The following is a 24,745-nucleotide window of genomic DNA, read 5'->3' as shown; positions in this document are numbered from 1 at the left end:
TCGTAAACTCTCCTGGGCATCTAACCATCCCCGCCGGATAACCATCCCCGCCGAACAGCCTCTGGTCACCGGCGGAGGCCCCTCCTCACCCACACCCCCGGTTGAACACCTCGAACACCAGTGCGAGAGTGCATGACGTGAACCCCGCAGCCACCGTATCCGCAGGTCCCGGCCCCGGGCGACCGCCGACGGCGGCGCCGGGCGACCTGCTGCGCCGGCTGCGCGCCCGCCACGACGCCGACCCGGTCACCCACGTCGAGCGGGTCCCGGCCCGGCCCGGCGAGCCGGCGCCCTGGCCGGACTGGGCCCCCGAAGAACTGCGGGCGGCCCTCGCCCGGCGCGGCGTGGTCGCGCCCTGGCGGCACCAGGCCGAGGCCGCCGAGCTGGCGTACGCCGGGCAGCACGTGGTGGTGGCCACCGGCACGGCATCCGGCAAGTCGCTGGCCTACCAGCTGCCCGCGCTGGCCACCCTGCTCGCCGACCCCCGGGCCACCGTGCTCTACCTGGCGCCGACCAAGGCACTCGCCGCCGACCAGCTCCGCGCCGTCGCCGGCCTGGAACTCGACGGGGTACGCCCCGCCACCTACGACGGGGACACCCCGCGCGCCGAGCGGGAGTGGATCCGCCGGCACTCCCGGTTCGTGCTGACCAACCCGGACATGCTGCACCACGGCATCCTCCCCGGGCATGCGCACTGGTCCGGTTTCCTGCGCCGGCTGGCGTACGTGGTGATCGACGAGTGCCACACCTACCGGGGCGTGTTCGGCTCACACGTCGCCCACGTGCTGCGCCGGCTGCGCAGACAAAGCGGAAGTCCGGGCCGCGCTTCCTCTTCCGCGCTCGCGGGCTCGCGCAAGGCCCCCGTCTTCGTGCTGGCCTCGGCGACGTCGGGCGACCCGGCGACGGCGGCCGGGCGGCTCACCGGCCTGCCGGTGGCGGCCGTCACCGAGGACACCTCGCCGCGCGGCGGGGTGACCTTCGCGCTCTGGGAGCCGCCGCTGCTGCCCCGTGATCCCGCCGCCGAGGCCGTGGACCTCGCGCCGATGCGCCGGTCGGCGCTGCGGGAGACCGCCGACCTGCTCGCCGACACGGTCGCCGAGGGGGTACGCACGCTCGCCTTCGTCCGCTCCCGCAAGGGCGCCGAGGTGGTGGCCGCGAACGCGCGGCGCGCACTCGACGAGGCGGTGCCCGGGCTCGGCGACCGGGTGGCCGCCTACCGGGCCGGCTACCTGCGCGAGGAGCGGCGCGAGCTGGAACGGGCCCTGCTCCACGGCGACCTGCTCGGCCTCGCCTCCACCAACGCGCTCGAACTCGGCGTCGACCTGGTCGGCCTGGACGCCGTGCTGATCTGCGGCTGGCCGGGCACGAGGGCGTCCCTCTGGCAGCAGGCCGGTCGGGCCGGCCGCTCCGGCGACGAGGCCCTGGCGGTGCTGGTGGCCCGGGACGACCCGCTCGACACCTACCTGGTGCACCACCCCGAGGCGCTCTTCGGGCGGCCGGTCGAGGCAACCGTGCTGGACCCGGCCAACCCGTACGTGCTCGCCCCGCAGCTGGCCTGCGCGGCGGCCGAGGCCCCGCTCACCCCGGCCGACCTGGACCTCTTCGGCGACGGCGCGAAAGAGGCGGTCGCGGAGCTGGTCGCGACGGGGGCGCTGCGGCAGCGGCCGACCGGCTGGTACTGGCGGCACCGGGAGCGGCCCGAGGTGGACCTGCGCGGCTCCGACGGCGCGCCGGTCTGCGTGGTGGAGGCCTCGACCGGGCGGCTGCTCGGCACCGTCGACGGCGGATCCTCGCACTTCCTCATCCACCCCGGCGCGGTCTACCTGCACCAGGGCGTCTCGTACGTGGTCGACTCACTGGACCTCTCCGACGGGTGCGCGCTGGTGCACGCCGAGGAGCCCGACTGGTCCACCCACGCCCGCGACGTCACCTCGCTGTCGGTGGTGTCCGTGCGGTCGTACGTCGACGCCGGGCCGGTCGGGCTCTTCCTCGGCGAAGTGGACGTGACCAGCCAGGTGGTGTCGTACCAGCGGCGGCGGATCGCCTCCGGCGAGGTGATCGACACCCGGCCGCTGGACCTGCCGGCACGGGAACTGCGCACCGTCGCGGTCTGGTTCACCCTCTCCCCGCAGTCGCTGGCTCTTGCCGGGGTGGAGGCCGCCGACATCCCGGGCGCGCTGCACGCCGCCGAACACGCCGCGATCGGGCTGCTGCCGCTGATGGCCACCTGCGACCGCTGGGACATCGGCGGTCTCTCCACCGCCGTGCACCCGGACACCGAGGCCCCGACCGTCTTCGTGTACGACGGGCACCCTGGCGGGGCGGGCTTCGCCGAGCGGGCGTACGGGACGGCGGCGGCCTGGCTGCGCGCCACCCGGGACGCGATCGCCGAGTGCGGCTGCGAGGCGGGTTGCCCGTCGTGCGTGCAGTCGCCGAAATGCGGCAACGGCAACAATCCGCTCTCCAAGCCGGACGCCGTCCGGGTCCTCGACGTGGTGCTCGCCAACCTGCCGGGTGACGCCTCACCGTCGCCGGCCCTGCCGCCCGACGCCTCACCGTCGCCGGCCCTGCCGCGTGACACCTCACCGCCGCCGGCCCTGCCGGGTGACGACTCTCCCACGCCGGCCGATCTGCCGGCTGCCTCGCCTGCGGCTGCCGGTTCGCCGGGTGCCGGCTCGCCCGCGCCGGTCCTGCCGCGTCAGGACGACCGGGCGGCCGAGCGGCCGAGCACGGACGCCGACGTCGGCGGGACCGGCTGATCCTCCTCCCTTCCGGGATGCGTGCATGAGCTGCACGGCGGTGGGGCATTGACAGATGGCAGCTCTTCCATAGACCGGCGTCCGGCCCTTCGACGGCGCTCACCCATCAGCCGACCCTGCTCAAGGCGACCGCCGAGGGCGGACGCTGAGCCGCAGGTTGTGCGAGACTCCGGCGCACCCTTCGAAGGAGATCTACATGCAGCTCGACAGTTTGCAGACGCAGCACCAGTTCCACGTCCGGCAGCGGATCCGGATGATGGTCAACCAGTACGAGGTCCGGGCCGTGGCCCCGGACGGCAGCGAGGGAGAGCTGCTGGCGTTCGCGCAGCAGAAGCGGCTCGCCTTCAAGGAGCAGGTCACGATCTACACGGACGACTCCAAGCAGCAGCCCCTGCTCGGCTTCAAGGCGCGGCAGCGGCTCGACCTCGGCGCCACCTACGACGTGACCGACCAGGCCGGCACCCCGATCGGGCTGTTCCGCAAGGACTTCGCCCAGTCGCTGCTGCGCTCCACCTGGCGCGTCGAGCAGCCCGGCCTGCCGCAGATCACCGGTCAGGAGCGCAGCATGCCGGTGGCGCTGCTGCGCCGGTTCGTGGACTCGCTCTCCTGGCTGCCGTACCACTTCGACTTCGTCGCCGAGGGCCAGCCGGTCTTCTCGGTGGTCAAGAAGTGGGGCCTGCGCGACAAGTACGTCGTCGAGGTGCAGAACCCGCAGGTGGACCGCCGCCTGGTGATCGCGATGGCGATCGGCCTGGACGCGCTCCAGAGCCGCTGAGCCGCCCGACCGGCCGGGGCGCGCATCCTGCGGGCGCTCGCCCGGCCGGCTTGCCGCGGCACGGCGGCACGCCCAGGCCGGAGTGTCGCCGCCCAGCAGGGCGCTCCGGCCGGGTTGTCGCCGCACGGCCCGCTCCGGCCGGTCGCCGCACGGCGCATTCCGGCCGGGCCGGTCAGTCGCGGATCGGGCCGGCGCGGGAGGTCGCCGTGGCGACCCGCCGGAACCCCGGCAGTGGAGTCACCGGCACCTCCACCGTCACCAGCACGTCGAGGCCGTCCAGGAGACAGCCGGTCAGCCGGGCCCGGTTGGCCCGGGCCAGCTCCGCCGCCGTGGCGCAGGCCACCCCGTCACCGTCCAGCGCCCGACCCGCCCCGGCGAGCGCCGCGAAGTCGGCCCCGACCCGGGCCTGGTGCCGGGCCGTCCGGGCGGTGCCGATCGCGGCGCCGAAGACACCGACCAGGACGAACACCAGGCCGACGACGAGCAGGCACACCGTCGCCCCGCCCCGGTCGGCGGCAGCGGCACCGGACGGCCCCGCCGTCACGGCTGCGCCGCCGGAGAACCCGGCTCGACGGCGGCGACCGTGGTGGCCGCCACGGTGATCCGGGGCAGTCGGGCGCCGAGCGCCCGGACCGGTGCCCGGACCGTCGCGGTGACCCGGTCACCGTCCACCGACACCGAGACGACCGCGGCTGGGGGCGCGATCCGCGTCCCGGCCGCCGTGCCGCTCTCGCCCCGGGAGGCGGCGAGCGCCGCCTCCCGGGCCGCGTCCAGGCAGGCGGCCTTCGTGGTTACCGCGTCGACCGCGGTCAGGCCGGCGAGCAGGAGCAGGAGCAGCGCCGGCAGGCCGGCCGCCAGCTCGGCGGTGAACGAACCCCGGTCACGACCGGCCGGCCGGCGCCGGCTCACTTCAGCGCCCGGTCGATGACCGCGGTCAGGGCGGACTGCACGTTGCCGGACGTGAGCACCTTGAGCAGGATGCCCGCGAAGGCGACCGCGGCGAGGGTGCCGACGGCGTACTCGGCGGTGTTCATCCCGGCGTCCCCGCGGAGCCGGGCGAGGAGTCTGCGCACTGGCGTGTCCCTTCTCGATGTTCGTCAGAGCACGTCGCCGAGGACGGCGACGATCACCGGCACCAGACCGGCGAGAATGAAGGCCGGCAGGAAGCAGAGCCCCAGCGGCAGCACGATGAGCACGCCCGCCCGACGGGCCGACGCCTCGGCGGCGGTGGACCGGTCCGCCCGCAGGTCGTCGGCGACCCGGGTCAGCGCCCCGGCGAGCGCGGCCCCGCTGCGCGAGGACCGCAGCGCGGCGGCGACCAGGCGGTCCGCCCCAGGTACCGGGCCCAGGTGGGCCCAGGCCTCGTCGGGGGCACCGCCGAGCAGCAGCGTCCGGCCGACCCGGTGGAGCCGCTCGGCCAGCGGCCCGCCGAGCGCGTCGGCCACCGCCAGCACCGAGCGGTCCACCGGCGCACCGGCGCGCAACGCCGCCGCCAGCAGGTCGGCGACCAGGGGAAGGTCGGCGGCCTCCCGCAGCCGGCGGTCCCGGGCGGCCCGGGGTTCGATCCGCCGGAGCAGGCGGTCCGCCACCAGGGCGGCCACCACCCCGGCGAGGCAACCGGGCGCGCCTCCGAGCAGTACCGCCACCGCCACTCCGGCCAGCCCGGCACCGAGCCGTACGCCGTCCGGCCACCACGGTGGGCGGCGGTTCCCTGCTGTCCGCCCCGGGCCGCCCAGTCCCCGCAGCCGTCGGGACGGGCGGATCCCGGGCGCGCGGACCGCCACCACCAGCGCCGCCGCGACGACCAGACAGCTCGCGGTCCACTCCTGCCGGTTCACCGGTCGCTCACGTCCGGCGCGCTGCCCAGCCGCTCGGCCCAGAGCAGCCCACCGATCTGCAACCCCATGGCGGTGACCGCGCTGACCGCCCCGACCGGGGTGTGCAGCAGCACCGCCACCGGGTCGGCACCGATGCCGTAGCCGAGGCCGATCCCGCCGAGCGGGAGGGCGGCGAGCAGCAGGGCGGTGGCCCGGGCACCGGCGGCCTGGGCCGAGGCGGCAGCCAGCCCCCGGTCCAGCGCCCGGGCATCCGCCTCGACGCGTTCGAGGAGTTCGGCCAGCGGCGCACCGGTCCGGTCGGCGAGCCGTACCGCGGCCCGGGTCAAACTCCCGAGGCGGTCCCCGTCGTCGTCCGGCGTCGGGACGGGCAGTCCGGCCCGCAGGTCGGCAGCGAGCCCGCAGAGCTGGTCCAACCGGCGGCGGCGCTCGCCCACCGCGTGCCGGGCGGTCCGGTGCCGGAGCACGGCCCGGACGCCGAGCACGCCGTACCCGCCGAGCAGGACCCCGGCGACGGGACCGGCGGCGAGCCCGCCCAGTCCCGCTGCCACGAGCCCGACCAGGAGCAACGTCCGGCGCGGGCGAACCGCCAGTGGTGCGACGAGCGACGACCACCGGGCGGCGGTGCCGGCCGTCGCGGCGCCGTCGGGCCGGTGGCCGTCCGGGGCCGCGGTGACAGGCCCGTCCTGATCGAGGCGGCGGATCTCCCCGGCGCCGATCCGCAGCGGCTCGGGTGGTCGGCGGGAATCCCGCCGGCCGGGTGGGCGGAACGACGGTGGCCTGGCGGGAGCGGCGGCCGACGGAGACGACGAGGTGCCGCCCGGTGCGACCGCGGAACCAGTCGACCACGAGCCATTCGGATCAACGGCCGCCGCGGCCGACGGCGAGCGGGCCGGAGCGCGGGCTGAGGGCGCGGACGCCAGGAAGGCGGACGAGGCGGTACGGAATGGCCCGGCGTCGTGAGACGTGACCGCGGGCTGGCCGGGTGCGCCGGCGCAGAGCAGGGCCCGGCGTCGCCGCCGGCTGCTCCGGGCCGGCCAGGCCATCACCACCGCCGCACCGACCAGGAGCACCGCCACCGACCAGATCGGGAGACTCATGCCGGCCCCGCCGAGCCGGGCCACGGCGCGCACAGGATCGGCGGCACCGTCACGCCCCGGTCCTGCAACAGCGCGGCGAGGGCCCGGCCGGCGAGACCCAGCCCGCGCCCACGGATCCAGGCGGGCACGACGGTGACCAGGCGATCGGTTCCCTCCGGGAGCAGGAGACAGATCGACTCGAGCACCCGGCCGCGCGGCCCGCGGCGGACCTGGAGCACCACCTGGAGCGCGGCGGTCACCTGGGCGTGCAACGCGGCCCTGGGGAGACCGCCGAGCAACCCGAGCGCCTCCAGTCGGGCCGGCACGTCGGCTGGCGTGTTCGCGTGCAGCGTCCCGGCGCCGCCGTCGTGGCCCGTGTTGAGGGCGGCGAGCAGGTCGACCACCTCGCCGCCCCGGCACTCCCCGACCACCAGCCGGTCGGGGCGCATCCGCAGCGCCTGCCGGACCAGCTCGCTGAGCCCGACCACGCCGGTGCCCTCCACGTTGGCGGTGCGGGCCTGGAGCCCCACCACGTGCGGGTGCACCGGGTGCAGTTCGGCGGCGTCCTCCACCAGCACGATCCGCTCGGTCGACGGCACCAGCCCGAGCAGCGTGTTGAGCAGGGTGGTCTTGCCCGAGCCGGTGCCGCCGGTGACCAGGTACGCCAGCCGGGCGGCCACCACGGCCGCCAGGACCGGGGCGACCGGTCGCGGGACGGTGCCCTGGCGTACCAGCTCGTCGAGCGTGAACGGCCGCTGCCGGAAGGTCCGCAGCGACAGATAGGGGCCGTCGGTCGCCACCGGGGGCAGTACGGCGTGCAGCCGGGTGCCGTCGGGCAGCCGCGCGTCCGCGTACGGGGAGCCGTCGTCCAGCCGGCGGCCGGCGGCCGCGGTGAGCCGCTGCGCCAACCGTCGTACGTCGTCGACGGAGCCGAGCGGCACCGCCACCTGGCGCAGGCCCTCGCCCCGGTCGACCCAGACCCGGGTGCCGTTGACCAGCACGTCGGTGACCTGTGGATCGGCCAGCAGAGGGGCGAGCGGTCCGGCACCGACCAGGTCGTCGCGGACCCGGTCGGCCATCCGCAGCACGGCGGTGTCCCCGAGGACGGCGGCGGTGGGCTCGGCGCGTACGGCGGAGACGATCGCGGCCGGGGTCACCGGAGTGCCCTCACCGGCCATCCGCTGCCGGACCCGGGCCGACAGGTCGTCGGGACGGCCGGTCATGCCGCACCCGGCACGGGCAGGCCGGTCAGCTCGGTGACGATCCGCCGGCAGAGCGCGGCGAGCGGGCCGCGCCCGGCACCGGCCGGCGCCTCGCCGCGTTCCAGCCCCCGGCACAGCGCCGGCTCGGGGCGCAGCGTGCCGGCGAGCGGAAGGCCGAGGGCGCGCGCCACCTCGGTCGCCTTCAACCGGCCGGGCGCCGGCCCGCGCACGATCACGCCGAGCGCGGCGCAGTTCGGGGCGGCCGCGGCGACCACCCGGGCCGCCGCCGCGGTCGCCCGCAGCTCCGCCGGTACGACCAGGTACGCCTGGTCGGCCGCCTGCAACGCGACCACGGCCGCGTCGTCGAGCTGGCGGGGCACGTCGACCACCACGAAGTCCCGGCCCCGGCGGGCGGCGTCGACCGTGGCGGCCATCGCCTGGGCGGGTAGGGCCAACAGGTCTCCCCGGTCCCAGGAGAGCACCACCAGGTCGCCTCGGCTGGGCAGCGCCCGGACCAATGCCGGCGCGTCCACCCGACCGTCCGCGTCGGTGAGCGCCGGCCAACGGAGGCCGTCCAGCTCCTCCCAGCCGAGGACGAGGTCGAGGCCACCGCCGAGCGGGTCGGCGTCGACCAGGAGGGTGCGCAGGCGGGCCCGGGCGGCGGTGACCGCGAGGGCACCGGCGAAGACGCTGGCCCCGGCACCGCCCCGCCCGCCGAGCACCGCGACCGTCCGCGCCGGCCCGCCGAACGGGCGTTCGGACCCGCACTCGGTGAACCGGTCAACCAGCCAGGGCTCGGCTGTGGGAAGGGTGGCGACGTGTTCGGCGCCGATCAGTTCGGCGATCTCCCACCCCGGGTCGAGTTCTCCGGCGCGGCCGACCAGGACCGTGCGGGGCCGCCGGGGCAGCCGTGCCCGCAGGCACGCCTGCGCCTGGTCACGGCCGACCAGCACCAGCGGCGCCGGCAGCCACCGGGCCCGGGCGGCGGCGGGATCGGCGGCCAACTCGACCTCGGTGCCGCCCGCTGCAGCGAGCCGGAGCAGCTCGTCGAGGAGGTCGCCGTCCGAGGTCACCAGGAGCGGTAGCCGCCGGTGCGGCGGCAGTGAGGTACGGGGTGGCATCGCGGCCTCCAGCGGTCCGGCTCGGGGGTGCTGGCCCAGACCCTGCTCCGACCACCGACCCGTCCACCGGCCTCGACCGCTCGTCTGTGGACAACCGGCGCCCCTGTGGACAACACCCGCGCAGCCGGTGAATCTGCTAAGGCGACGAGGGCTCGAGAGCCTTGACGAGGGTCGAGCAGAGCCGTCGGGCGCGGAACGCCGACCGGGCCCCTCCCGAAGGAGCGGGCCCGGGCGCCGGCGGATCAGCCGAGTCGATCGGTCCAGCCAGCATCGAGGATCACCTGGTACGCGCTGATCCGAACGGGCGAGAGCGTGAGCCGCTCGTGGGCGAGCAGCTCACCCGTGTTCGGGTCGAAGATCAGCAGAGATTGCGCGTCGTGCTCGCGGTCGTCGAAGGTGACGGCTACGCCCTTCCGTCCGGCACGGTCCGTCACCTGCCCTCGCCACAGGAATCCGGGAACGTCGGCGAGGACGCGCAGGATCTCCGCACGGGTCTGGCGCGGCACGATGTACCGCCCGTAGACGGTGCTGACCTCCTTGCTCGCGGCGCCCGCCCCATATCTGGCCTTGAGCAGTTCGCTCAACTGCACCCTGTCGGACGGCAGCGGAGCACGATCCAACGGTGGCAGCGGAACACTGGCGGGGGCGGGGGTGGTGGAGACAGCAGGACCGGCCTTGAGTTCGCGCTGCCAGTAGTTCCGGGACTCCTGGTCAGGGAACTGCGGTTCGAGTTGGGTGGTGACCTGGTTACCGGACCCGTCGGCGGCCTGCCAGACCTTCGTCTCGTCGGCGAAAGCGACGTGGTGCCGGCCGTCGGCGGACGTCATCACCGGGTCGCCCCACACCTTCGTGTGGTGGTACGTGTATCGCCCGCTGTGGTTGTCGTACTCGGCGTCGATGAGCTTGCCGGCCAGGGCGCGCAGGTGCGGGCGGGCCGCTGACGCGTTGGAGTTGAGCTGGTATGCGACCGGCACGAGCACCACCCCCGGTTCGACACCCGGCGGGTCGGCGATATCTGACGCGTTCGGGGTGGCGGGGTCGAACCGGTGGATCACTCCTGCGGTGCCAGCCGCGGCCGGTGGTCGCCAGCAGCAGGCCGGCGTGGTCAGCGTGGCGGTAAAGACGGGGGGTGGCGATCAAGCTTGTGCAGCGGCTGACGGTCGCGAGCAGGCGTCCACCACGCTCGACCGCTACCCGCACGATGGCTCTGAGCATGGCGGGAGTGCTTCTCTGAAAAGGGACGACCCCCGTCGGGGGGAGACGGGGGTCGTCGGGAGGTTCGGCTCCGGGGGGGTTGAGCCGAACCACTCAGCGGTCACGGGGGGTGCAACCGCCGAGGGCCTGCGAGTTGTCCGAGATATGAATACTCGTCGTGAGGACAAGCATGCCCGAGCAGACTGTTCACGTCGAGTGGTGTCGACCCCACCCAGGGCGAAAATGTGACCACAGCGTGTGATAGCCATCACGTTGAGCAGGGGTTGCCACAGCTGGCCCGCAGGTCGGAGGGGCTGGTGACCCCGGGCACCCGCCGACCATAGACCATCGGGCTAGACTTTCGCGCCGTGGGCCGAAGTGCCGCTTTCTTCGATCTGGACAAGACCGTCATCGCCAAGTCGAGCGCCCTGGCGTTCGGTCGGCCGTTCTACCGGGACGGGCTGATCACTCGGCGTGACGTCGTCAAGTCGGCGTACGCGCAGCTGATGTTCCGGCTGGGCGGCACCGACGAGCAGACCATGGCCCGGACCCGGGACTACCTCGCCACGCTCTGCAAGGGCTGGCAGGTGGAACAGGTCCGCCTGATCGTCGCGGAGACGCTGCACGAGCTGATCAACCCCTACGTGTACGCCGAGGCCGCCGCCCTCATCGAGGAGCACCAGGCCGCCGGCCGGGACGTCGTGCTGGTCTCCGCCTCCGGCGAGGAGATGGTCCGCCCGATCGGGAGGCTGCTGGGCGTGACCGACGTGATCGCCACCCGGATGGCGGTCGAGGACGGCCGCTACAGCGGCGAGGTGGAGTTCTACGCCGCCGGCCCGAGCAAGGTCGACGCGGTCAGCGAGCTGGCCACCGCCCGCGGGTACGACCTCGCCGACTCGTACGCCTACTCCGACTCGTACAGCGACCGACCGCTGTTGGAGTGCGTCGGCCATCCCAGCGTGGTCAACCCGGACCGGGCGCTACGCAAGCTCGCGGTGGAGAACGCCTGGCCGGTGCTGGAGTTCCGGCACCCGATCCCGCTGGGCCGGCGGCTGCGGGAACGCCCCGCCGTGCCGGTGGCCGCGGCGGCGCTCGGCGTCGGCGTGGGGGTGGCCATCGGCATCGCCTGGTACGGCCGGCATCGCCGCGCCAAGGCCACCCCGGTCGCCTGACCCCGGACAGGCACGGGGCGCGGGTAGGCACGCGCCCGTGCAGGCACGGGGCGCGGGTAGGCACGGGCCCGTGCAGGCGCAGGGCACGCCAGCACGGGACGTCGGTGCCGAGACCGCGTGACGGTCAGGAGGCGGCGAGGACCTCGTCGCCGATGACGGTGAGCTGGTCGGCACCCACCTCGACGGCCGACATGTAGTGCCGCAGCCAGGAGCGCAGGCCGTCCGGGGTGCCGGTGGCGAAGGCGCCGGCCGAGCCGACGTACTCCGGCTCCCGCTCCCGGTGCCCGACGTCGACGGCGACCAGGCCACGCGGGTCGAAGCCGCTGGACATCAGCACGAGCCGGGCGGCGGCGCGGGCCACCACGCCGGACGGGCCGGCGAACGGCCGCAGGTTCAGCAGCTCGCCGTGCACGACGGCGGCCAGCACCAGCGGGGGGACCTTGGTGCCGCCGGCGATCAGCCCGGCGAGGCCGTCCAGCCGCGCGCCGACCACCGGGTCGGCCACCGGGCGGCCCAGTTCGTCCTCGGTCACCACGTTGCGGGCGGCGAGCACGTGCAGCTTGGCGAGCGCCTGCCGGGGGGCCTTCGGCCAGAGCTCGGTCAGCCCGGGCAGCGCCCCGGCGACCCGCAGCGCACCCTGGAGCACCGGCTCGGTGACCGTGCCGGCGCGGACTGTCTCGCGCTCGTGGGCGTACCCCTCGAGGGCGGCGCTGGCCACCGCGGACCGGAGGCTGACCTCGGCCGCGACCTGGCCACCGTGCCGGCGCAGCGCGCGGTGCCGCAGCGCGTCGTCGACCCGCTCGCGGGCCTGCTCGACGGCGGGGGCGATGTCGGCGAGCGCGAGCAGCGGGGCGAGCGGGTCCGTGGTCACCTCGCCACGCTAGCGACCCGGCCGCCCCCCACTGGCCGCACCCGCCGGGAAGGCGACCCTGGCCACCTCCGGCGGTCGTGATCGACGCGGGTTGCGGGATGTCGCGGTGTTCCGGCGGCGGGACACCGCGACACGCCGCAAACCGTGTTCGATCACGCCGCCACGGCGCCGGGCGGACCGGCGCGGCGCCGGGGGCGGGGACCGGCGGGAGGCCGCCGGGCGCGCGGTGCCGGCCGCTCGGCGCGTACCGGCCGGCCGAGTTGTCGCGGCCGTCCCGCCCCCCGACTACCCTCACCCGGGTAGGAGACGCAGGTCACCCGACGAAGGAGTCACCGCATGAGCGAGGCATTGGCCAACCTGCTGAACGAGACGCGCCAGTTCCCGCCGCCGGCCGCACTCGCCGCGGAGGCCAACGTCACCGCCGACGCGTACGCGGAGGCCGCCGAGGACCGGCTGGCCTTCTGGGCGCGCCAGGCCGGGCGGCTGGCCTGGGCGAAGCAGTGGGACCAGGTGCTCGACTGGTCGAACCCGCCGTTCGCGAAGTGGTTCGTCGGCGGCCGGCTCAACGTGGCGTACAACTGCCTGGACCGGCACGTGGAGGCCGGTCGCGGTGACAGGGTGGCGATCCACTGGGAGGGCGAGCCGGGCGACACCCGCACGCTCACCTACGCCGACCTGCACAGGCTGACCTGCCAGGCGGCGAACGCGCTGACCGAGCTGGGCGTGACCGCCGGCGACCGGGTGGCGATCTACCTGCCGATGATCCCGGAGGCCGCGGTCGCGATGCTGGCCTGCGCCCGGATCGGCGCGACGCACAGCGTGGTCTTCGGCGGCTTCTCCGCCGACGCGCTGACCAACCGGATCCAGGACGCCAGCGCCAAGGTGGTGATCACCGCGGACGGCGGGTACCGGCGGGGCAAGCCCTCGGCGCTGAAGCCGACGGTGGACGAGGCGGTGGCGAACTGCCCGTCGGTCGAGCACGTGCTGGTGGTCCGCCGCACCGGCGAGGACGTCGCCTGGTCGCCGAAGGACCGCTGGTGGCACGAGACGGTGGAGACGGCCGCGGCCGAGCACACCGCGCAGGCGTTCGACGCCGAGCACCCGCTGTTCATCCTCTACACCAGCGGCACCACGGCCCGGCCGAAGGGCATCCTGCACACCACCGGCGGCTACCTGACCCAGACGTCCTGGACGGCGCACGCCGTGTTCGACCTGAAGCCGGAGACGGACGTCTACTGGTGCACCGCCGACATCGGCTGGGTCACCGGGCACTCCTACATCGTGTACGGCCCGCTGGCCAACGGCGCCACCCAGATCATGTACGAGGGCACCCCGGACACCCCGCACAAGGGCCGGTTCTGGGAGATCGTCGACAAGTACAAGGTCACCATCCTGTACACCGCGCCGACGCTGATCCGCACCATGATGAAGTGGGGCGAGGACATCCCGGCCGGCTTCGACCTGTCCTCGCTGCGCCTGCTCGGCAGCGTCGGCGAGCCGATCAACCCCGAGGCCTGGATGTGGTACAGGCAGCACGTCGGCAGGGGCGAGCTGCCCATCGTGGACACCTGGTGGCAGACCGAGACCGGCGCGATCATGATCTCGCCGCTGCCCGGCGTCACCGAGACCAAGCCGGGCTCCGCAATGACCTCGCTGCCGGGCATCAGCGCCGACGTGGTGGACGACCAGGGCCACCCCGTGCCGAACGGCGGCGGTGGCTACCTGGTGCTGCGCGAGCCGTGGCCGTCGATGCTGCGCACCATCTGGGGCGACGACAACCGCTTCATCGAGACGTACTGGAGCCGGTTCGCGGGCATGTACTTCGCCGGTGACGGGGCGAAGAAGGACGACGACGGGCACATCTGGCTGCTCGGCCGGGTCGACGACGTGATGCTGGTGTCCGGGCACAACATCTCCACCACCGAGGTGGAGTCGGCACTGGTGTCGCACCCGTCGGTGGCCGAGGCGGCGGTCGTCGGCGCCACCGACCCGACCACCGGCCAGGCGATCGTCGCGTTCGCCATTCCGCGCGGCACCGTGGACACCACCGGGGAGGCCGGCGAGAGGCTCATCACCGAGCTGCGCGGCCATGTGGCGAAGACGCTCGGCCCGATCGCCAAGCCCCGGCAGATCATGCTGGTGCCGGAGCTGCCGAAGACCCGCTCCGGCAAGATCATGCGACGGCTGCTGCGGGACGTGGCGGAGAACCGGTCGCTGGGCGACGTCAGCACGCTCCAGGACTCCTCGGTGATGGAGCTGATCTCCTCCGGGCTCGGTGGCGGCAGGTCCGACGAGGACTGACCACAGGCGTACCCCGTTCGGTGGGTGACGGTCCGCACGGACCGTCACCCACCGTCGTTTTCTGACGGGTACGCCCCGGAGCTCGCGGCCGCCGTCACATCGGTCGGTCGGGGGAGGCTGGGAAAGCTGAACGGCCACAGGAGACGCCGGCCCCTGTCGATCATTCCCTTCTTGATTTAGGTTCACGCGGGTCGAACCGGTTCGATGGACATCGCATCGACAGGGTGCCCGGGTCGACTTCTCCCTCTCCATGCCCGAGAAACGGAGCGGCATGAACACATTCCCGCAATCCGGGTCGCGCCGACGCCTACTCGTCGCGCTACCCGCCATCGCCCTCGCCGCCACGTCACTGACCGTGACGGGCAGCGCGGCCGCCCAGACCTCCGGCCCGGCCCGGGCGACAATCGGGGCGGACAACTTCTACATCAACTACGCCGAGCCGGAGGTGCAACCGGACACGGCCGGCAAGGAGGTCAAGGGCAAGGACGGAGTCTTCACGTCGGCGGCGGACGAGGCCCAGGCGTACGACCGCAAGTTCGCCGGGGGCAACCCGGTGGCCGCGCGGGAGCTGGCCAAGCTGGAGGCCAAGTCGATCAAGACCGGGAAGAGCCCGCGTCAGATCAAGCAGGCCAAGGGCACCCAGACCGCCAAGCTGCTGACCCTGCTGGTGGAGTTCAACGACCAGGCAAACGACGACTTCACCAACGTGATGGTCCCCAAGACGGTCTTCGAGGACCGGAGCTGTGTCCCCGGCACCGTGCAGAACGGACCGAAGCACAACAACCTCCCCGACCCGGGGACCCTGCCCCGCGAGGACAACAACTCGATGTGGGTGCCGGACTTCTCGCCGGAGCACTTCGACAAGATGCTCTACACCAAGGAGGGCATCACCGAGCGGGTCCGCAAGGACCTGACCGGGCCGGACGGCAAGCCGGGCATCAGCCTGGCCGGCCGGACCATGCACAACATGTACCTGGAGATGTCCAAGGGTGCGTACACGGTGGACGGGCAGGCCAGCCCGTGGATCACCGTGCCGCACTCGGAGGGCTGGTACGCCGCCTCTCGCTGCGTCCAGGACGAGAACGGCAACTGGGTGGCCGGGCGCCAGCAGTCGATGAACGGCCACCCGGACAACCCGCTGGGCGCCGGCCGGCTGGCCACCGACGCGATTGACTCGCTGGCCGCGATGGACCCGAACTTTCCCTGGTCCGACTACGACATCGAGGACCAGGGTGACCGGGACGGCGACGGCAACTACAACGAGCCGGACGGCGTGATCGACCACCTGGTGCTGGTGCACGCCGGCCAGGGCAAGTCCCGCGGTGGCGGCGACCAGGGCGTGTACGCGGTCTGGGCGCACTCCTCGGCGGTGGCCGGCGGCTACACCATCCCGGGCACCAACCTGAAGGTGTCGAACTACATCGTGCAGCCGGAGGACGCCGGCGTCGGTGTCTTCGCCCACGAGTTCGGCCACGACCTCGGTCTGCCGGACCTCTACGACACCTCCGGCAACGCCGACTCGGACGTCGACTTCTGGGACCTGATGGCCTCGGGCTCGCACTCCGGTGAGATCTTCCAGGCGCTGCCGACCCACATGGGCATCTGGGACAAGTGGGTGCTCGGCTGGGCCGACCCGCTGACCTTCAACCCCGGCGGCAACGGGCACGCGGTGCAGCTCGGTCAGACCTCGCGGACGCCGGTCGGCACCAAGGACGGCATCAAGATCAACCTGCCGAACAAGGTGATCACCCTGGCCGAACCGCACAGCGGGGCCAACATGTGGTACAGCGGCGCCGACCAGGACTGGGCCGACGTCAAGCTGAGCCGCGAGGTGGCCGTCCCGGCCGCCGCCGACGCGAAGTTCTGGATGTGGAACAACTACGTCATCGAGGCGGACTGGGACTTCGGCTTCGTCGAGGTCTCCACCGACGGCGGGGCCAGCTGGGCGGAGCAGAAGGTCTACGACGCCACCGGCAAGCTGGTCTCGACCAACGACGGCTACGCCGACCCGAACGGCCGGATGGCCGACTACGGCAATAAGAAGTACGGCCTGAGCGGCGACACCCACGGCTGGCGCCATGACTACGTCGATCTGTCGGCGTACGCCGGGAAGACCGTGCAGGTGCGGCTCCGCTACGCCACCGACGCGGCGTTCGTGGAGCGGGGCTGGTTCGCCGACGACCTGTCGGTCACCGGCGGCGGCGCCACCACCTGGAGCGACGACGTCGAGAGCGGCACCAACGGCTGGACCCTCACCGGCGGCACCTTCACCGACACCACGGGCGCGGGCTGGCACGTCGACGCCGGCACCCAGGTCAAGGCGCAGTACTACCTGGCCGAGTGGCGCAACTTCGACGGCTTCGACGCCGGCCTGAAGTACACCTACGACACGGTCTACTCGCACGAGGCGTGGAAGGTCGACCGGGTCTCCTACAATGCCCCGGGCATGCTGGTCTGGTACCGGGACACCGTGCTGGGCAACGTCAACCACGTGACCGCGCAGATGACCGCGCTGCCGAGCTACGGCGCCAAGGGTGGCCTGCTCATCGTCGACTCGCACTTCGACCCGCTGCGGCGGCAGGGTGAGGCGGCCGTCAAGGACCCGTCGGTGCTGGACAACCTGCCCAGCCGCCCGCAGTCCTCGAACGCGGCCTTCTCGCTGAACCGGACGTACCCGTTCAAGGAATGCCTGGAGGCGGCGGACGAGCCGTACAGCGAGTACTGCACCAACTTCGCCGCCGAGGCTCCGGTGCCGGCCTTCACCGACGCCAAGGGCTGGTACCCGGGCATCGAGATCCGCAACGGTTCGGCGTACGCCCGGGACAACGACGCCTCGGTGGTGCTCCCGTCCAGGGACAACGCGAAGTACACCACTCGTGTGGTGAACCCCAACGGCACCCCGGCGACGGAGTACTACGGGGCAACCCTGGGCGGTGGGGCCATCGTGCTCGGCACCGGCAACCCGGGTGACACGGGCGTCGCCTACGGCGTCTCGATCACGATCATGGGCACCGCCAAGGACAACTCATACGCCACGGTCTACGTGACGCCGGCGACGAACTGATCCGTCCGGTTTCGTCCGACGGAACACACGGCGGGGCCCGCCCGGAGCACACTGCTCCGGACGGGCCCCGCCCGATTACGCCCATCCACACTTCCCTGCCGGACGATGTGACATTTTCGCGGGTGCCAGCGCTCCCCTTTGGGGACTTCATAATCATCATCACGACAAGTGATCGCGGCGGAGCCGTAACGTGAATCGGCCGCAAACTTACCGCGCCGATTTGGGCCGATTTGGGCCGAAATGATGCGCGCTTCTCGGCGCAATTGACCCGTGACAACCGTCTGAACCTCTGCCATTGTGAGTGACGCATGACATGACAGAGACGGTCATGGCTGCCTCCGTCATGTAACAGATCCACAAAGGAGGAGGACCTTTGAGGAGACGAGTCACAGCCGGTCTGGCTTCGGCCGCGGCCGCGCTGCTGGCGGCCGGTGTCGTCACGGCGCCGGCGTCCGCCGCCCCGGCGGCGGAGCCCACCCCCGGCGCCGACAAGGCGAAGCACGGCAAGGACAGCCTCCCGGACCCGAAGTCGGATCAGCAGCGGGAGGTCCGCAAGCAGGCCATCGCCGACCTGCTCCAGGGCAAGGCCAAGCTTCAGACGCGCAACGGCTCGAAGGTCATCCAGGTCAAGGACGACCTGTTCGTCGAGTACCAGCAGGCGCCGAAGACCGACCCCATCTTCACGATGCTGGTCAACTTCGGTGACAGGACCGACCCGCGCACCGGTGGAGCTGCCGGCCCGCAGGTCAACCAGATCCCGGAGCCGGACCGCAACTGGGACGGCAACTCCACCGACGACAACAGCACCCTGTGGCGCTCCGACTTCAACCGGCAGCACTACATGGACATGTTCTACGGTGCGGGCGAGTCGTTCCGGGACTTCTACCTGAAGCAGTCCGGTGGCCGGTACACCGTCGGCGGCGACGTCAGCGACTGGATCACCGTGCCGTACAACGAGGCCCGGTACGGCAGCAACGCCATCTCCGACGCCGACGGTTCCTGGAACTTCGTCAAGGACAGCGCCACGTCCTGGTACGACGCCCAGATCAAGGCCGGCAAGACGCCGCAGCAGGTCAAGGACTACCTGGCCCAGTTCGACATCTGGGACCGGTACGACTTCGACGGCGACGGCAACTTCAACGAGCCCGACGGCTACATCGACCACTTCCAGGCGGTGCACGCCGGTGAGGGCGAGGAGGCCGGTGGCGGTGCCCAGGGCGAGGACGCCATCTGGTCGCACCGGTGGGCCGCCTTCCCGAACCTCGCGGGCTCCGCGGGTCCGGCGGGCAACCTCTCAGGCGGTGTGCAGATCGGTGACACCGGCATGTGGATCCGGGACTACACCACCGAGCCGGAGAACGGCGGTCTGGGCGTGTTCGCCCACGAGTACGGCCACGACCTCGGTCTGCCGGACCTGTACGACACCGCCGGCGGCGACAACGGCGTCGGCTTCTGGAGCCTGATGTCCTCCGGTTCGTGGCTGAGCCACGGCACCGACGACATCGGGTCGACCCCGGGCTACATGGACCCGTGGTCGAAGCTGTTCCTCGGCTGGCTGAACCACACCACCATCGAGTACGGCAAGGGCAGCACCCAGGTGACGCTCGGGCCGGCCGGCGACAGCGACGGGCCGAAGGCCCAGGCGGTGGTGGTCAACCTGCCGTCGCAGACCCAGACCACCTCGTACAACACCCCGTTCGCGGGTGCGAACGAGTGGTGGGGCGGCAGCGCGGACGACCTGAACACCACGCTGACCCGCCCGTTGGACCTGACCGGGGCGACGTCCGCGTCGATCACCGCGAAGGCCTGGTACGACATCGAAGAGGACTACGACTACCTCTACGCCGAGGTGTCCACCAACGGTGGCGCCAGCTGGGCCCCGCTCAGCAACTCGCTGATCGATTCCGGTGAGACCGGGGTCGACGGCTCCAGCAGCGGCAACTGGGTCGACCTGACCTACGACCTGTCGGCGTACGCCGGGCAGACCGTGCAGTTCCGTTACCGCTACCAGACCGATGGCGGCGTGCACCTCGCCGGCGCGTTCCTGGACAACGTGTCGCTGGTCAAGAACGGCTCCGCCGTCTGGACCGACGACGCGGAGACGCTGGACGCGGCGTGGACCGCGAAGGGCTTCACCCGGATGACCGGCTCGGTCACCGACTCGTACCCCCGCTTCTACATCGCGGAGAACCGGACCTACGTCGGCTACGACGACGCCCTGCGGACCGGCGGGTACAACTTCGGCTGGGCCAACACCCGGCCGAACTTCGTGGAGCGCTTCTCCAACCGGCCGGGCATGCTGGTCTGGTACGTGAACTACGCGTACGGCGACAACAACACGTCGCAGCACCCGGGCTACGGCCTCAACCTGCCGGTGGACGTCCGGCCTGGCCAGATCAGGGTCGGCGGCCAGGGCAACATCAGCAACCGGCGCAACGGGTACGACGCCACGTTCAGCCTGTACGCCAAGCCGGCCCAGACCTTCCATAAGAACGGTGTGGCGGTCACGGTCCCGGCGCTCGACCCGAACCCGCTCTTCACCGACAGCGGGTCGAACAAGTACTGGAACAACAGCAACCCGTGGAACTCCGTCAAGGTGGCCGGCACCGGCACCAAGATTGAGATCCTGAAGCAGGGCACCAACCCCACCGACGACATGGTGGTGAAGGTCAGCAACTGACCGATCGGTCGACAGGCGGGGCCGGTGGCGGAGAAGCCACCGGCCCCACCTGTTTGCGCCCCACCGCAATCTGATCGAAATTTGTCACTATGATCGGCGCCACGCGGATCACCCCTGCTCACCGCCATTGATGAACCGCACGGGTGTGACGGTGAAAAGCATTCCCAACAAGAATTGGCAACAAATCGACGACCGTGCCTTCACAGCCGTCCCGGGAGTGTCTATCTTCACCATCAGTCCCACTAGTGGGACGACTTCACCGGCCCGTACCCCCGTTGGGCCGGTTCCCTCACACCGGAGGTACCACGTGCGCAAAGTCGCAGTGGGTCTGCTCGGGCTTTCACTGACGGCGACAGGTCTGGTGGCGGGCACGTCCGCCAGCGCCGCGCCGCAGCCGAAACTCCCGGCGGCCGCCCCATCGGCTGCCGAGAAGACGGCCCCGGCAGATCATGATCTGCCGGACCGGCTCGAAGAGAAGCGCCGCGCGCTTCGCCAGGAGGGACTGAGCGAGGTCCTGTCCGGCCGGGCCAAGCCGCAGAAAATCAACGGCAGCACGGTCGTCAAGGTCGGCGAGACCGCCGGCGGCGCGACGGCCGGGGCCAACGCCCGGACGGCGGCACCGGGCAAGGCCGGCAAGAAGGAGCAGTACGTCGAGCTGGCGCGGGAGCGGACCGACCGCATCTTCGTGATCCTCGCCGAGTTCGGCGACGAGCGGGACCCGGCCTACCCGGACAAGGACGAGAACCCGGACATCCCCGGCCCGACCCGCTTCGACGGGCCGCGGCACAACGAGATCCCGGCCCCGAACCGGGCCGTGGACAACTCGACCGTCTGGCAGGCGAACTACAGCCCGGAATACTTCCGGCAGCTGTACTTCGGCACCAAGCAGGGCGCCGAGTCGCTCAAGCAGTACTACGAGGCCCAGTCGTCCGGGCGCTACACCGTGGACGGCGAGGTCACCGACTGGGTGAAGGTCCAGTACAACGCCGCGCGGTACGGCCGTTCGGACGACCCGATCGCGGACGACTCGGAGGACCCGGCCAACGACCCGGCGGTCTGCGAGAGCAGCGTCTGCCAGAACACCTGGGACCTGGTCCGCGACGCGGCCAACCAGTGGGTCGCCGACCAGAAGGCCAAGGGCCGCACCGCCGCCCAGATCAAGGCCGACATGCAGTCCTTCGACCAGTGGGACCGGTTCGACTACGACAACGACGGCAACTTCAACGAGCCGGACGGTTACATCGACCACTTCCAGATCGTCCACTCCGGCGGCGACCAGGCCGACGGCGACCCGATCCAGGGTGAGGACGCCATCTGGAGCCACCGCTGGTCGGCGTACAACACCTCCGTGGTCGGCCCGGCCGACAACAAGAACGGTGGCACCGAGATCGGTGACACCGGTGTCTGGATCCGGGACTACACGATCCAGCCGGAGAACGGCGGCCGCAGCGTCTTCTACCACGAGTACGGCCACGACCTCGGGCTGCCGGACGACTACAACATCGTCAGCGGTGGGGACAACAACAACGAGCACTGGACCCTGATGGCCCAGAGCCGGCTCAGCGCCAAGAACGACGGCGGCATCGGCGAGCGTGGTGGCGACCTGGGTGCGTGGAACAAGCTCCAGCTCGGCTGGCTCGACTACGAGGTGGTCAAGGCCGGGCAGAAGCGCACCCTGGACCTCGGCCCGCAGGAGTACCACTCCAAGAAGGCCCAGGCCGCGGTGGTGGTGCTCCCGCAGCGGGAGTACACCTTCAGCAACGGCAAGCCGTTCGAGGGCACCAAGCAGTACTTCTCCGGCAACGACGACGACCTGAACAACACCATGACCAGGACGTTGGACTTCACCGGGAAGTCGACGGCCGCGCTGTCGATGAAGGGTCGCTACAGCATCGAGGCGGGCTTCGACTACCTCTTCTTCGAGGCGTCGCTGGACGGCGGCACGACCTGGACGGCACTGCCGGCCACGGTCGACGGCAAGGCGCTCCCGCCGGTCTCGAAGAACGACCCGCGGCCGGCCCTCTCCGGCAGCAGCGCCGGCAAGTGGGTCGACATCAACATCCCGATGGACATCGCCGCCGGCAAGACGGCGCAGTTCCGGTTCCACTACCTCACCGACGGCGGGCTCTCCGCGGGCGGCTTCTACGGTGACAACATCACCGTGACCGCCGACGGGCAGACCCTGCTCAGCGACGGTGCCGAGGCCGGTGCCGGGGACTGGGCGCTGAAGGGCTTCAGCATCGTCGAGGAGACCTACAAGCGGAAGTTCGACAACTACTACATCGCCGGCAACCGCTCGTACGTCTCGTACGACCAGTACCTGAAGACCGGCCCGTACTACTTCGGGTACGCCAACACCCGCCCGGACCACGTGGACCACTACGCGTACCAGACGGGTCTGCTGATCTCCTACTGGAACCTCCGGTGGGCCGACAACGACACCGGCGCCTTCGGGCACCCGGGTGAGGGTCGCAACCTGATCATCGACGCGCACCCACGGCCGATCTACAACCTGACCGGCAACCCCTGGCGGGCCCGGGTCCAGGTCTACGACGCGCCGTTCAGCCTGAAGAAGGCGGACTCGTTCACGCTGCACATCAACAGCCAGCCGCAGTACATCCGTGGCCAGGCCGCGCAGCCGCTGTTCGACGACACCAAGCAGTACTGGTACCCGGAGCTGCCGAACCACGGCGTGAAGCTCCCGGCCACCGGCACCAAGATCAAGGTCCTGGAGCAGAACGGCACCGCGCTGAAGGTCCGCTTCTCCTGAGCCACTGATCAGCACCGCACGCAACACCCGATGCCCGGGCAGGTCTCCTGCCCGGGCATCGCCCCCTCCAGCCACCGCGCCGACAACCGGCATTCGCGCGGAACACCACCACGAACGCGGGCAACCAATCCGGCGTACGACTGGGGGCCGGGCACCCCCGCGGGCATCGTGAAAGTCAGCCCGGTCGGCCGACCGACAGGGCGGTCCCGGCCACCCCACGGGGTGTCACGAGGCGCGCGGCAGCGCGAGCCAGTCCTGCCAGGTCATGTCGCGGCCCAGATAGCGGGGCTGCTGGAAGGGCCAGTCGGCGGCGATCCACTGCGGCACCAGCGCGTCGAGCGCGCGCTCCGCCTCGCCGCCGACGAGGTCGTCCACCACCCACCAGGAGACCTCTCCGTCGGAGCCGGTGCGCTCGGGCGGGTCGATGTAGACGCAGCCGAGGATCGCCGTCTCCTCCTCGTCCAGCAGCGCGTAGTTGAACGACTGGTGCGCGGCTATCTCCTTCTCGTGCCGCAGCAGGTCGATGCGGTCCTCTTCATAGGTCATCGTCTCCTTGGGCCAAGCCCAGGCCGGGCCGAAGATCTCCCACAAGCGCTCTCGGGAGCCCATCACGGCGGGGTAGTCGAGCGCGGTGTCCGCCTCCCGGATCGGCCGCAGGTGCAGCGCGGTGTTGGGCACGGGCACGTGGACGGGGTGGACGAAGTCGTCAGGCAGCCAACTCATGAGGACCGAGGCTACAACCGGCCGGCGCGGGATGATCCAGGCGGCGCGGGCGTCACGGCGGACGACCACCGGGCTTCGACAAGACCGCCCACAAGCAGCGCAACACCGTCGAGCGCCGCTTCAATCGGCTGAAGCAGTGGATCGGCATCGCCACCCGATACGACAAGTCCGCCCGCATCTACCAAGCCGCCCGGTACATCGCAGCAGGCTTCCTGTGGACCAAGTGATCCAACAGACAGGCCCTAGGCTGTGGCACATGACCGAGCAGCGTGGCGGACCCGTCGACGAGTCGTGCGTCCTGACCGAGGGGCCGTGGACGCACCGCTTCGTCGGCGCGAACGGCAGCCGGTTCCACGTCGTCGAGGCCGGGACCGGCCCGATGGTGCTGCTCCTGCACGGCTTCCCCGAATACTGGTGGGCCTGGCACCAGGTGCTGCCGGCGGTCGCCGACGCCGGCTTCCGGGCGGTCGCCGTGGACCTGCGCGGCTACGGCGCCAGCGACAAGCCACCCCGGGGGTACGACGGCTACACCCTCGCCGCCGACGTCGCCGGGCTGATCCGGGCGCTCGGCGAGCGCAGCGCGACCGTGGTCGGCACCGGCGCGGGCGGTCTGATCGGCTGGACGGCGGCCTCGTTCCATCCGACCCTGGTCCGCCGGCTGGTGGTGATCGGCGCGCCGCATCCACTGCGGCTGCGGGCCGCCATCTTCGCCGACCCGCGTGGGCAGTTCGCCGCCTCCACACCCACCCTGAAGTTCCAGCTGCCCCGCTACGAGCACGTGCTGACCCGGGACGGCGGCGCCGCCGTGGAGGAGATGCTGCGCCGCTGGGGCGGGCCGCACTGGGTACGGGGGCCGGAGTTCGACGCGTACGTGCGGCGCTGCCGGGAGGCGATCCAGATCCCGCAGGCCGCGTTCTGTGCGCTGGAGGGCTACCGCTGGGCGTTCCGTTCGGTGCTGCGGCTGCACGGCTACCGGTTCGTCCGGCTGATGCAGCGGCCGCTGGTGACTCCGACCCTGCAACTGCACGGAGCGCTGGACGCCGCCTCGCTGCCGCGTACCGCCCAGGGCTCCGGCCGGTACGTCACCGCCCCCTACGAGTGGCGGCTGCTCGACGGGGTGGGGCACTTCCCGCACGTCGAGGCCCCGGAGACGGTGCTCGGCGAGATCCTGCGCTGGTCGAAGACCTGACCCGGGACGG

General features: G+C 72.0%; 18 protein-coding genes and 1 pseudogene. 9 read left to right on the top strand and 10 right to left on the bottom strand.

From position 1 onward, the window contains the following. Positions 1–137: 137 nt before the first annotated feature. Both ABZ807_RS09935 and ABZ807_RS09930 read left to right on the top strand, forming a co-directional pair. Positions 138–2,759 (top strand): DEAD/DEAH box helicase, encoded by a 2,622-nt coding sequence (locus tag ABZ807_RS09935; RefSeq protein ID WP_357154892.1) that lies wholly within the window; start codon positions 138–140, stop codon positions 2,757–2,759. A gap of 196 nt (positions 2,760–2,955) precedes the next feature. Next, positions 2,956–3,534 (top strand): hypothetical protein, encoded by a 579-nt coding sequence (locus tag ABZ807_RS09930; RefSeq protein WP_357154890.1) that lies wholly within the window; start codon positions 2,956–2,958, stop codon positions 3,532–3,534. Positions 3,535–3,706: 172 nt separating this feature from the next. Here the strand turns inward: ABZ807_RS09930 and ABZ807_RS09925 are convergent, their stop codons facing one another. The 8 genes from ABZ807_RS09925 to ABZ807_RS09890 form a co-directional block, all read right to left on the bottom strand. Beyond that, the gene (locus ABZ807_RS09925) at positions 3,707–4,078 is read right to left on the bottom strand and encodes an Rv3654c family TadE-like protein (protein ID WP_357154888.1); all 372 of its coding nucleotides are present in this window, start codon (positions 4,076–4,078) and stop codon (positions 3,707–3,709) included. Next, positions 4,075–4,443 carry a TadE family type IV pilus minor pilin gene (locus ABZ807_RS09920; protein ID WP_357154887.1) on the bottom strand — a complete coding sequence of 123 codons (369 nt, stop codon included), beginning with the start codon at positions 4,441–4,443 and terminating at the stop codon, positions 4,075–4,077. Before ABZ807_RS09920 ends, ABZ807_RS09925 begins: the two co-directional genes overlap by 4 nt. Continuing rightward, complete coding sequence (locus ABZ807_RS09915) at positions 4,440–4,568, bottom strand: DUF4244 domain-containing protein (RefSeq protein WP_208418639.1); 129 nt, start codon at positions 4,566–4,568, stop codon at positions 4,440–4,442. The genes ABZ807_RS09920 and ABZ807_RS09915 overlap by 4 nt, the downstream gene beginning before the upstream one ends. A 63-nt stretch (positions 4,569–4,631) precedes the next feature. After that, a complete protein-coding gene (locus ABZ807_RS09910; RefSeq protein WP_357155227.1) occupies positions 4,632–5,270 on the bottom strand; it encodes a type II secretion system F family protein in 639 nt (212 codons plus the stop codon). A gap of 98 nt (positions 5,271–5,368) precedes the next feature. After that, a complete protein-coding gene (locus ABZ807_RS09905; protein WP_357154886.1) occupies positions 5,369–6,469 on the bottom strand; it encodes a hypothetical protein in 1,101 nt (366 codons plus the stop codon). Further along, a complete protein-coding gene (locus ABZ807_RS09900; RefSeq protein WP_357154884.1) occupies positions 6,466–7,671 on the bottom strand; it encodes a TadA family conjugal transfer-associated ATPase in 1,206 nt (401 codons plus the stop codon). The genes ABZ807_RS09905 and ABZ807_RS09900 overlap by 4 nt, the downstream gene beginning before the upstream one ends. Further along, on the bottom strand, positions 7,668–8,723 hold the full coding sequence (ssd, locus tag ABZ807_RS09895; protein ID WP_357155225.1) for a septum site-determining protein Ssd: 1,056 nt from the start codon (positions 8,721–8,723) through the stop codon (positions 7,668–7,670). Before ssd ends, ABZ807_RS09900 begins: the two co-directional genes overlap by 4 nt. A gap of 290 nt (positions 8,724–9,013) precedes the next feature. After that, on the bottom strand, positions 9,014–9,880 hold the full coding sequence (locus ABZ807_RS09890; protein ID WP_357155223.1) for a CU044_5270 family protein: 867 nt from the start codon (positions 9,878–9,880) through the stop codon (positions 9,014–9,016). Between the two features lie 453 nt (positions 9,881–10,333). Between ABZ807_RS09890 and ABZ807_RS09885 the strand changes: the two genes are divergently transcribed. Next, entirely contained in the window at positions 10,334–11,137 is an 804-nt protein-coding gene (locus tag ABZ807_RS09885) for an HAD-IB family hydrolase (RefSeq protein WP_357154882.1), read from the top strand. 124 nt (positions 11,138–11,261) lie between these two features. Here ABZ807_RS09885 and ABZ807_RS09880 read toward each other — a convergent pair whose 3' ends face one another. Further along, a complete protein-coding gene (locus ABZ807_RS09880; RefSeq protein ID WP_357154880.1) occupies positions 11,262–12,008 on the bottom strand; it encodes an oxidoreductase in 747 nt (248 codons plus the stop codon). Between the two features lie 336 nt (positions 12,009–12,344). On the opposite strand from ABZ807_RS09880, the gene acs reads away from it, so the two are divergent. The 4 genes from acs to ABZ807_RS09860 all read left to right on the top strand — a co-directional run bounded on the left by acs (position 12,345) and on the right by ABZ807_RS09860 (position 22,823). After that, positions 12,345–14,309 carry an acetate--CoA ligase gene (gene acs / locus ABZ807_RS09875; RefSeq protein ID WP_357154879.1) on the top strand — a complete coding sequence of 655 codons (1,965 nt, stop codon included), beginning with the start codon at positions 12,345–12,347 and terminating at the stop codon, positions 14,307–14,309. Between the two features lie 271 nt (positions 14,310–14,580). Further along, a complete protein-coding gene (locus ABZ807_RS09870) occupies positions 14,581–17,373 on the top strand; it encodes an immune inhibitor A domain-containing protein (protein ID WP_357154877.1) in 2,793 nt (930 codons plus the stop codon). A 373-nt stretch (positions 17,374–17,746) separates the two neighbouring features. Further along, a complete protein-coding gene (locus ABZ807_RS09865) occupies positions 17,747–20,053 on the top strand; it encodes an immune inhibitor A domain-containing protein (protein WP_357154875.1) in 2,307 nt (768 codons plus the stop codon). Between the two features lie 322 nt (positions 20,054–20,375). Further along, the gene (locus tag ABZ807_RS09860) at positions 20,376–22,823 is read left to right on the top strand and encodes an immune inhibitor A domain-containing protein (RefSeq protein ID WP_357155221.1); all 2,448 of its coding nucleotides are present in this window, start codon (positions 20,376–20,378) and stop codon (positions 22,821–22,823) included. A 225-nt stretch (positions 22,824–23,048) separates the two neighbouring features. Here the strand turns inward: ABZ807_RS09860 and ABZ807_RS09855 are convergent, their stop codons facing one another. Next, entirely contained in the window at positions 23,049–23,546 is a 498-nt protein-coding gene (locus tag ABZ807_RS09855; RefSeq protein ID WP_357154873.1) for a GNAT family N-acetyltransferase, read from the bottom strand. Between the two features lie 38 nt (positions 23,547–23,584). Between ABZ807_RS09855 and ABZ807_RS09850 the strand changes: the two are divergent. Further along, positions 23,585–23,773 (top strand): annotated as a pseudogene (locus ABZ807_RS09850) (IS5/IS1182 family transposase); the annotation flags it as partial. A 29-nt stretch (positions 23,774–23,802) separates the two neighbouring features. Next, complete coding sequence (locus tag ABZ807_RS09845; RefSeq protein ID WP_357154871.1) at positions 23,803–24,735, top strand: alpha/beta hydrolase; 933 nt, start codon at positions 23,803–23,805, stop codon at positions 24,733–24,735. The last annotated feature ends 10 nt before the right edge of the window (positions 24,736–24,745 follow it).

It is taken from the genome of Micromonospora sp. NPDC047548, assembly GCF_040642975.1.
GTDB lineage: Bacteria > Actinomycetota > Actinomycetes > Mycobacteriales > Micromonosporaceae > Micromonospora.
The sequence above is the reverse complement of the archived record's forward strand: the minus strand, read 5'-3'. Positions and strand labels throughout refer to the sequence as shown.

What these genes read in the sequence shown, in the direction of transcription:
- ABZ807_RS09930 (WP_357154890.1), top strand. Translation starts at nt 2,956, where the DNA reads ATGCAGCTCGACAGTTTGCAGACGCAGCACCAGTTCCACGTCCGGCAG.
- ABZ807_RS09915 (WP_208418639.1), bottom strand. Translation starts at nt 4,568, where the DNA reads ATGAACACCGCCGAGTACGCCGTCGGCACCCTCGCCGCGGTCGCCTTC.
- ABZ807_RS09905 (WP_357154886.1), bottom strand. Translation starts at nt 6,469, where the DNA reads ATGAGTCTCCCGATCTGGTCGGTGGCGGTGCTCCTGGTCGGTGCGGCG.
- ABZ807_RS09900 (WP_357154884.1), bottom strand. Translation starts at nt 7,671, where the DNA reads ATGACCGGCCGTCCCGACGACCTGTCGGCCCGGGTCCGGCAGCGGATG.
- acs (WP_357154879.1), top strand. Translation starts at nt 12,345, where the DNA reads ATGAGCGAGGCATTGGCCAACCTGCTGAACGAGACGCGCCAGTTCCCG.
- ABZ807_RS09870 (WP_357154877.1), top strand. Translation starts at nt 14,581, where the DNA reads ATGAACACATTCCCGCAATCCGGGTCGCGCCGACGCCTACTCGTCGCG.
- ABZ807_RS09855 (WP_357154873.1), bottom strand. Translation starts at nt 23,546, where the DNA reads ATGAGTTGGCTGCCTGACGACTTCGTCCACCCCGTCCACGTGCCCGTG.
- ABZ807_RS09845 (WP_357154871.1), top strand. Translation starts at nt 23,803, where the DNA reads ATGACCGAGCAGCGTGGCGGACCCGTCGACGAGTCGTGCGTCCTGACC.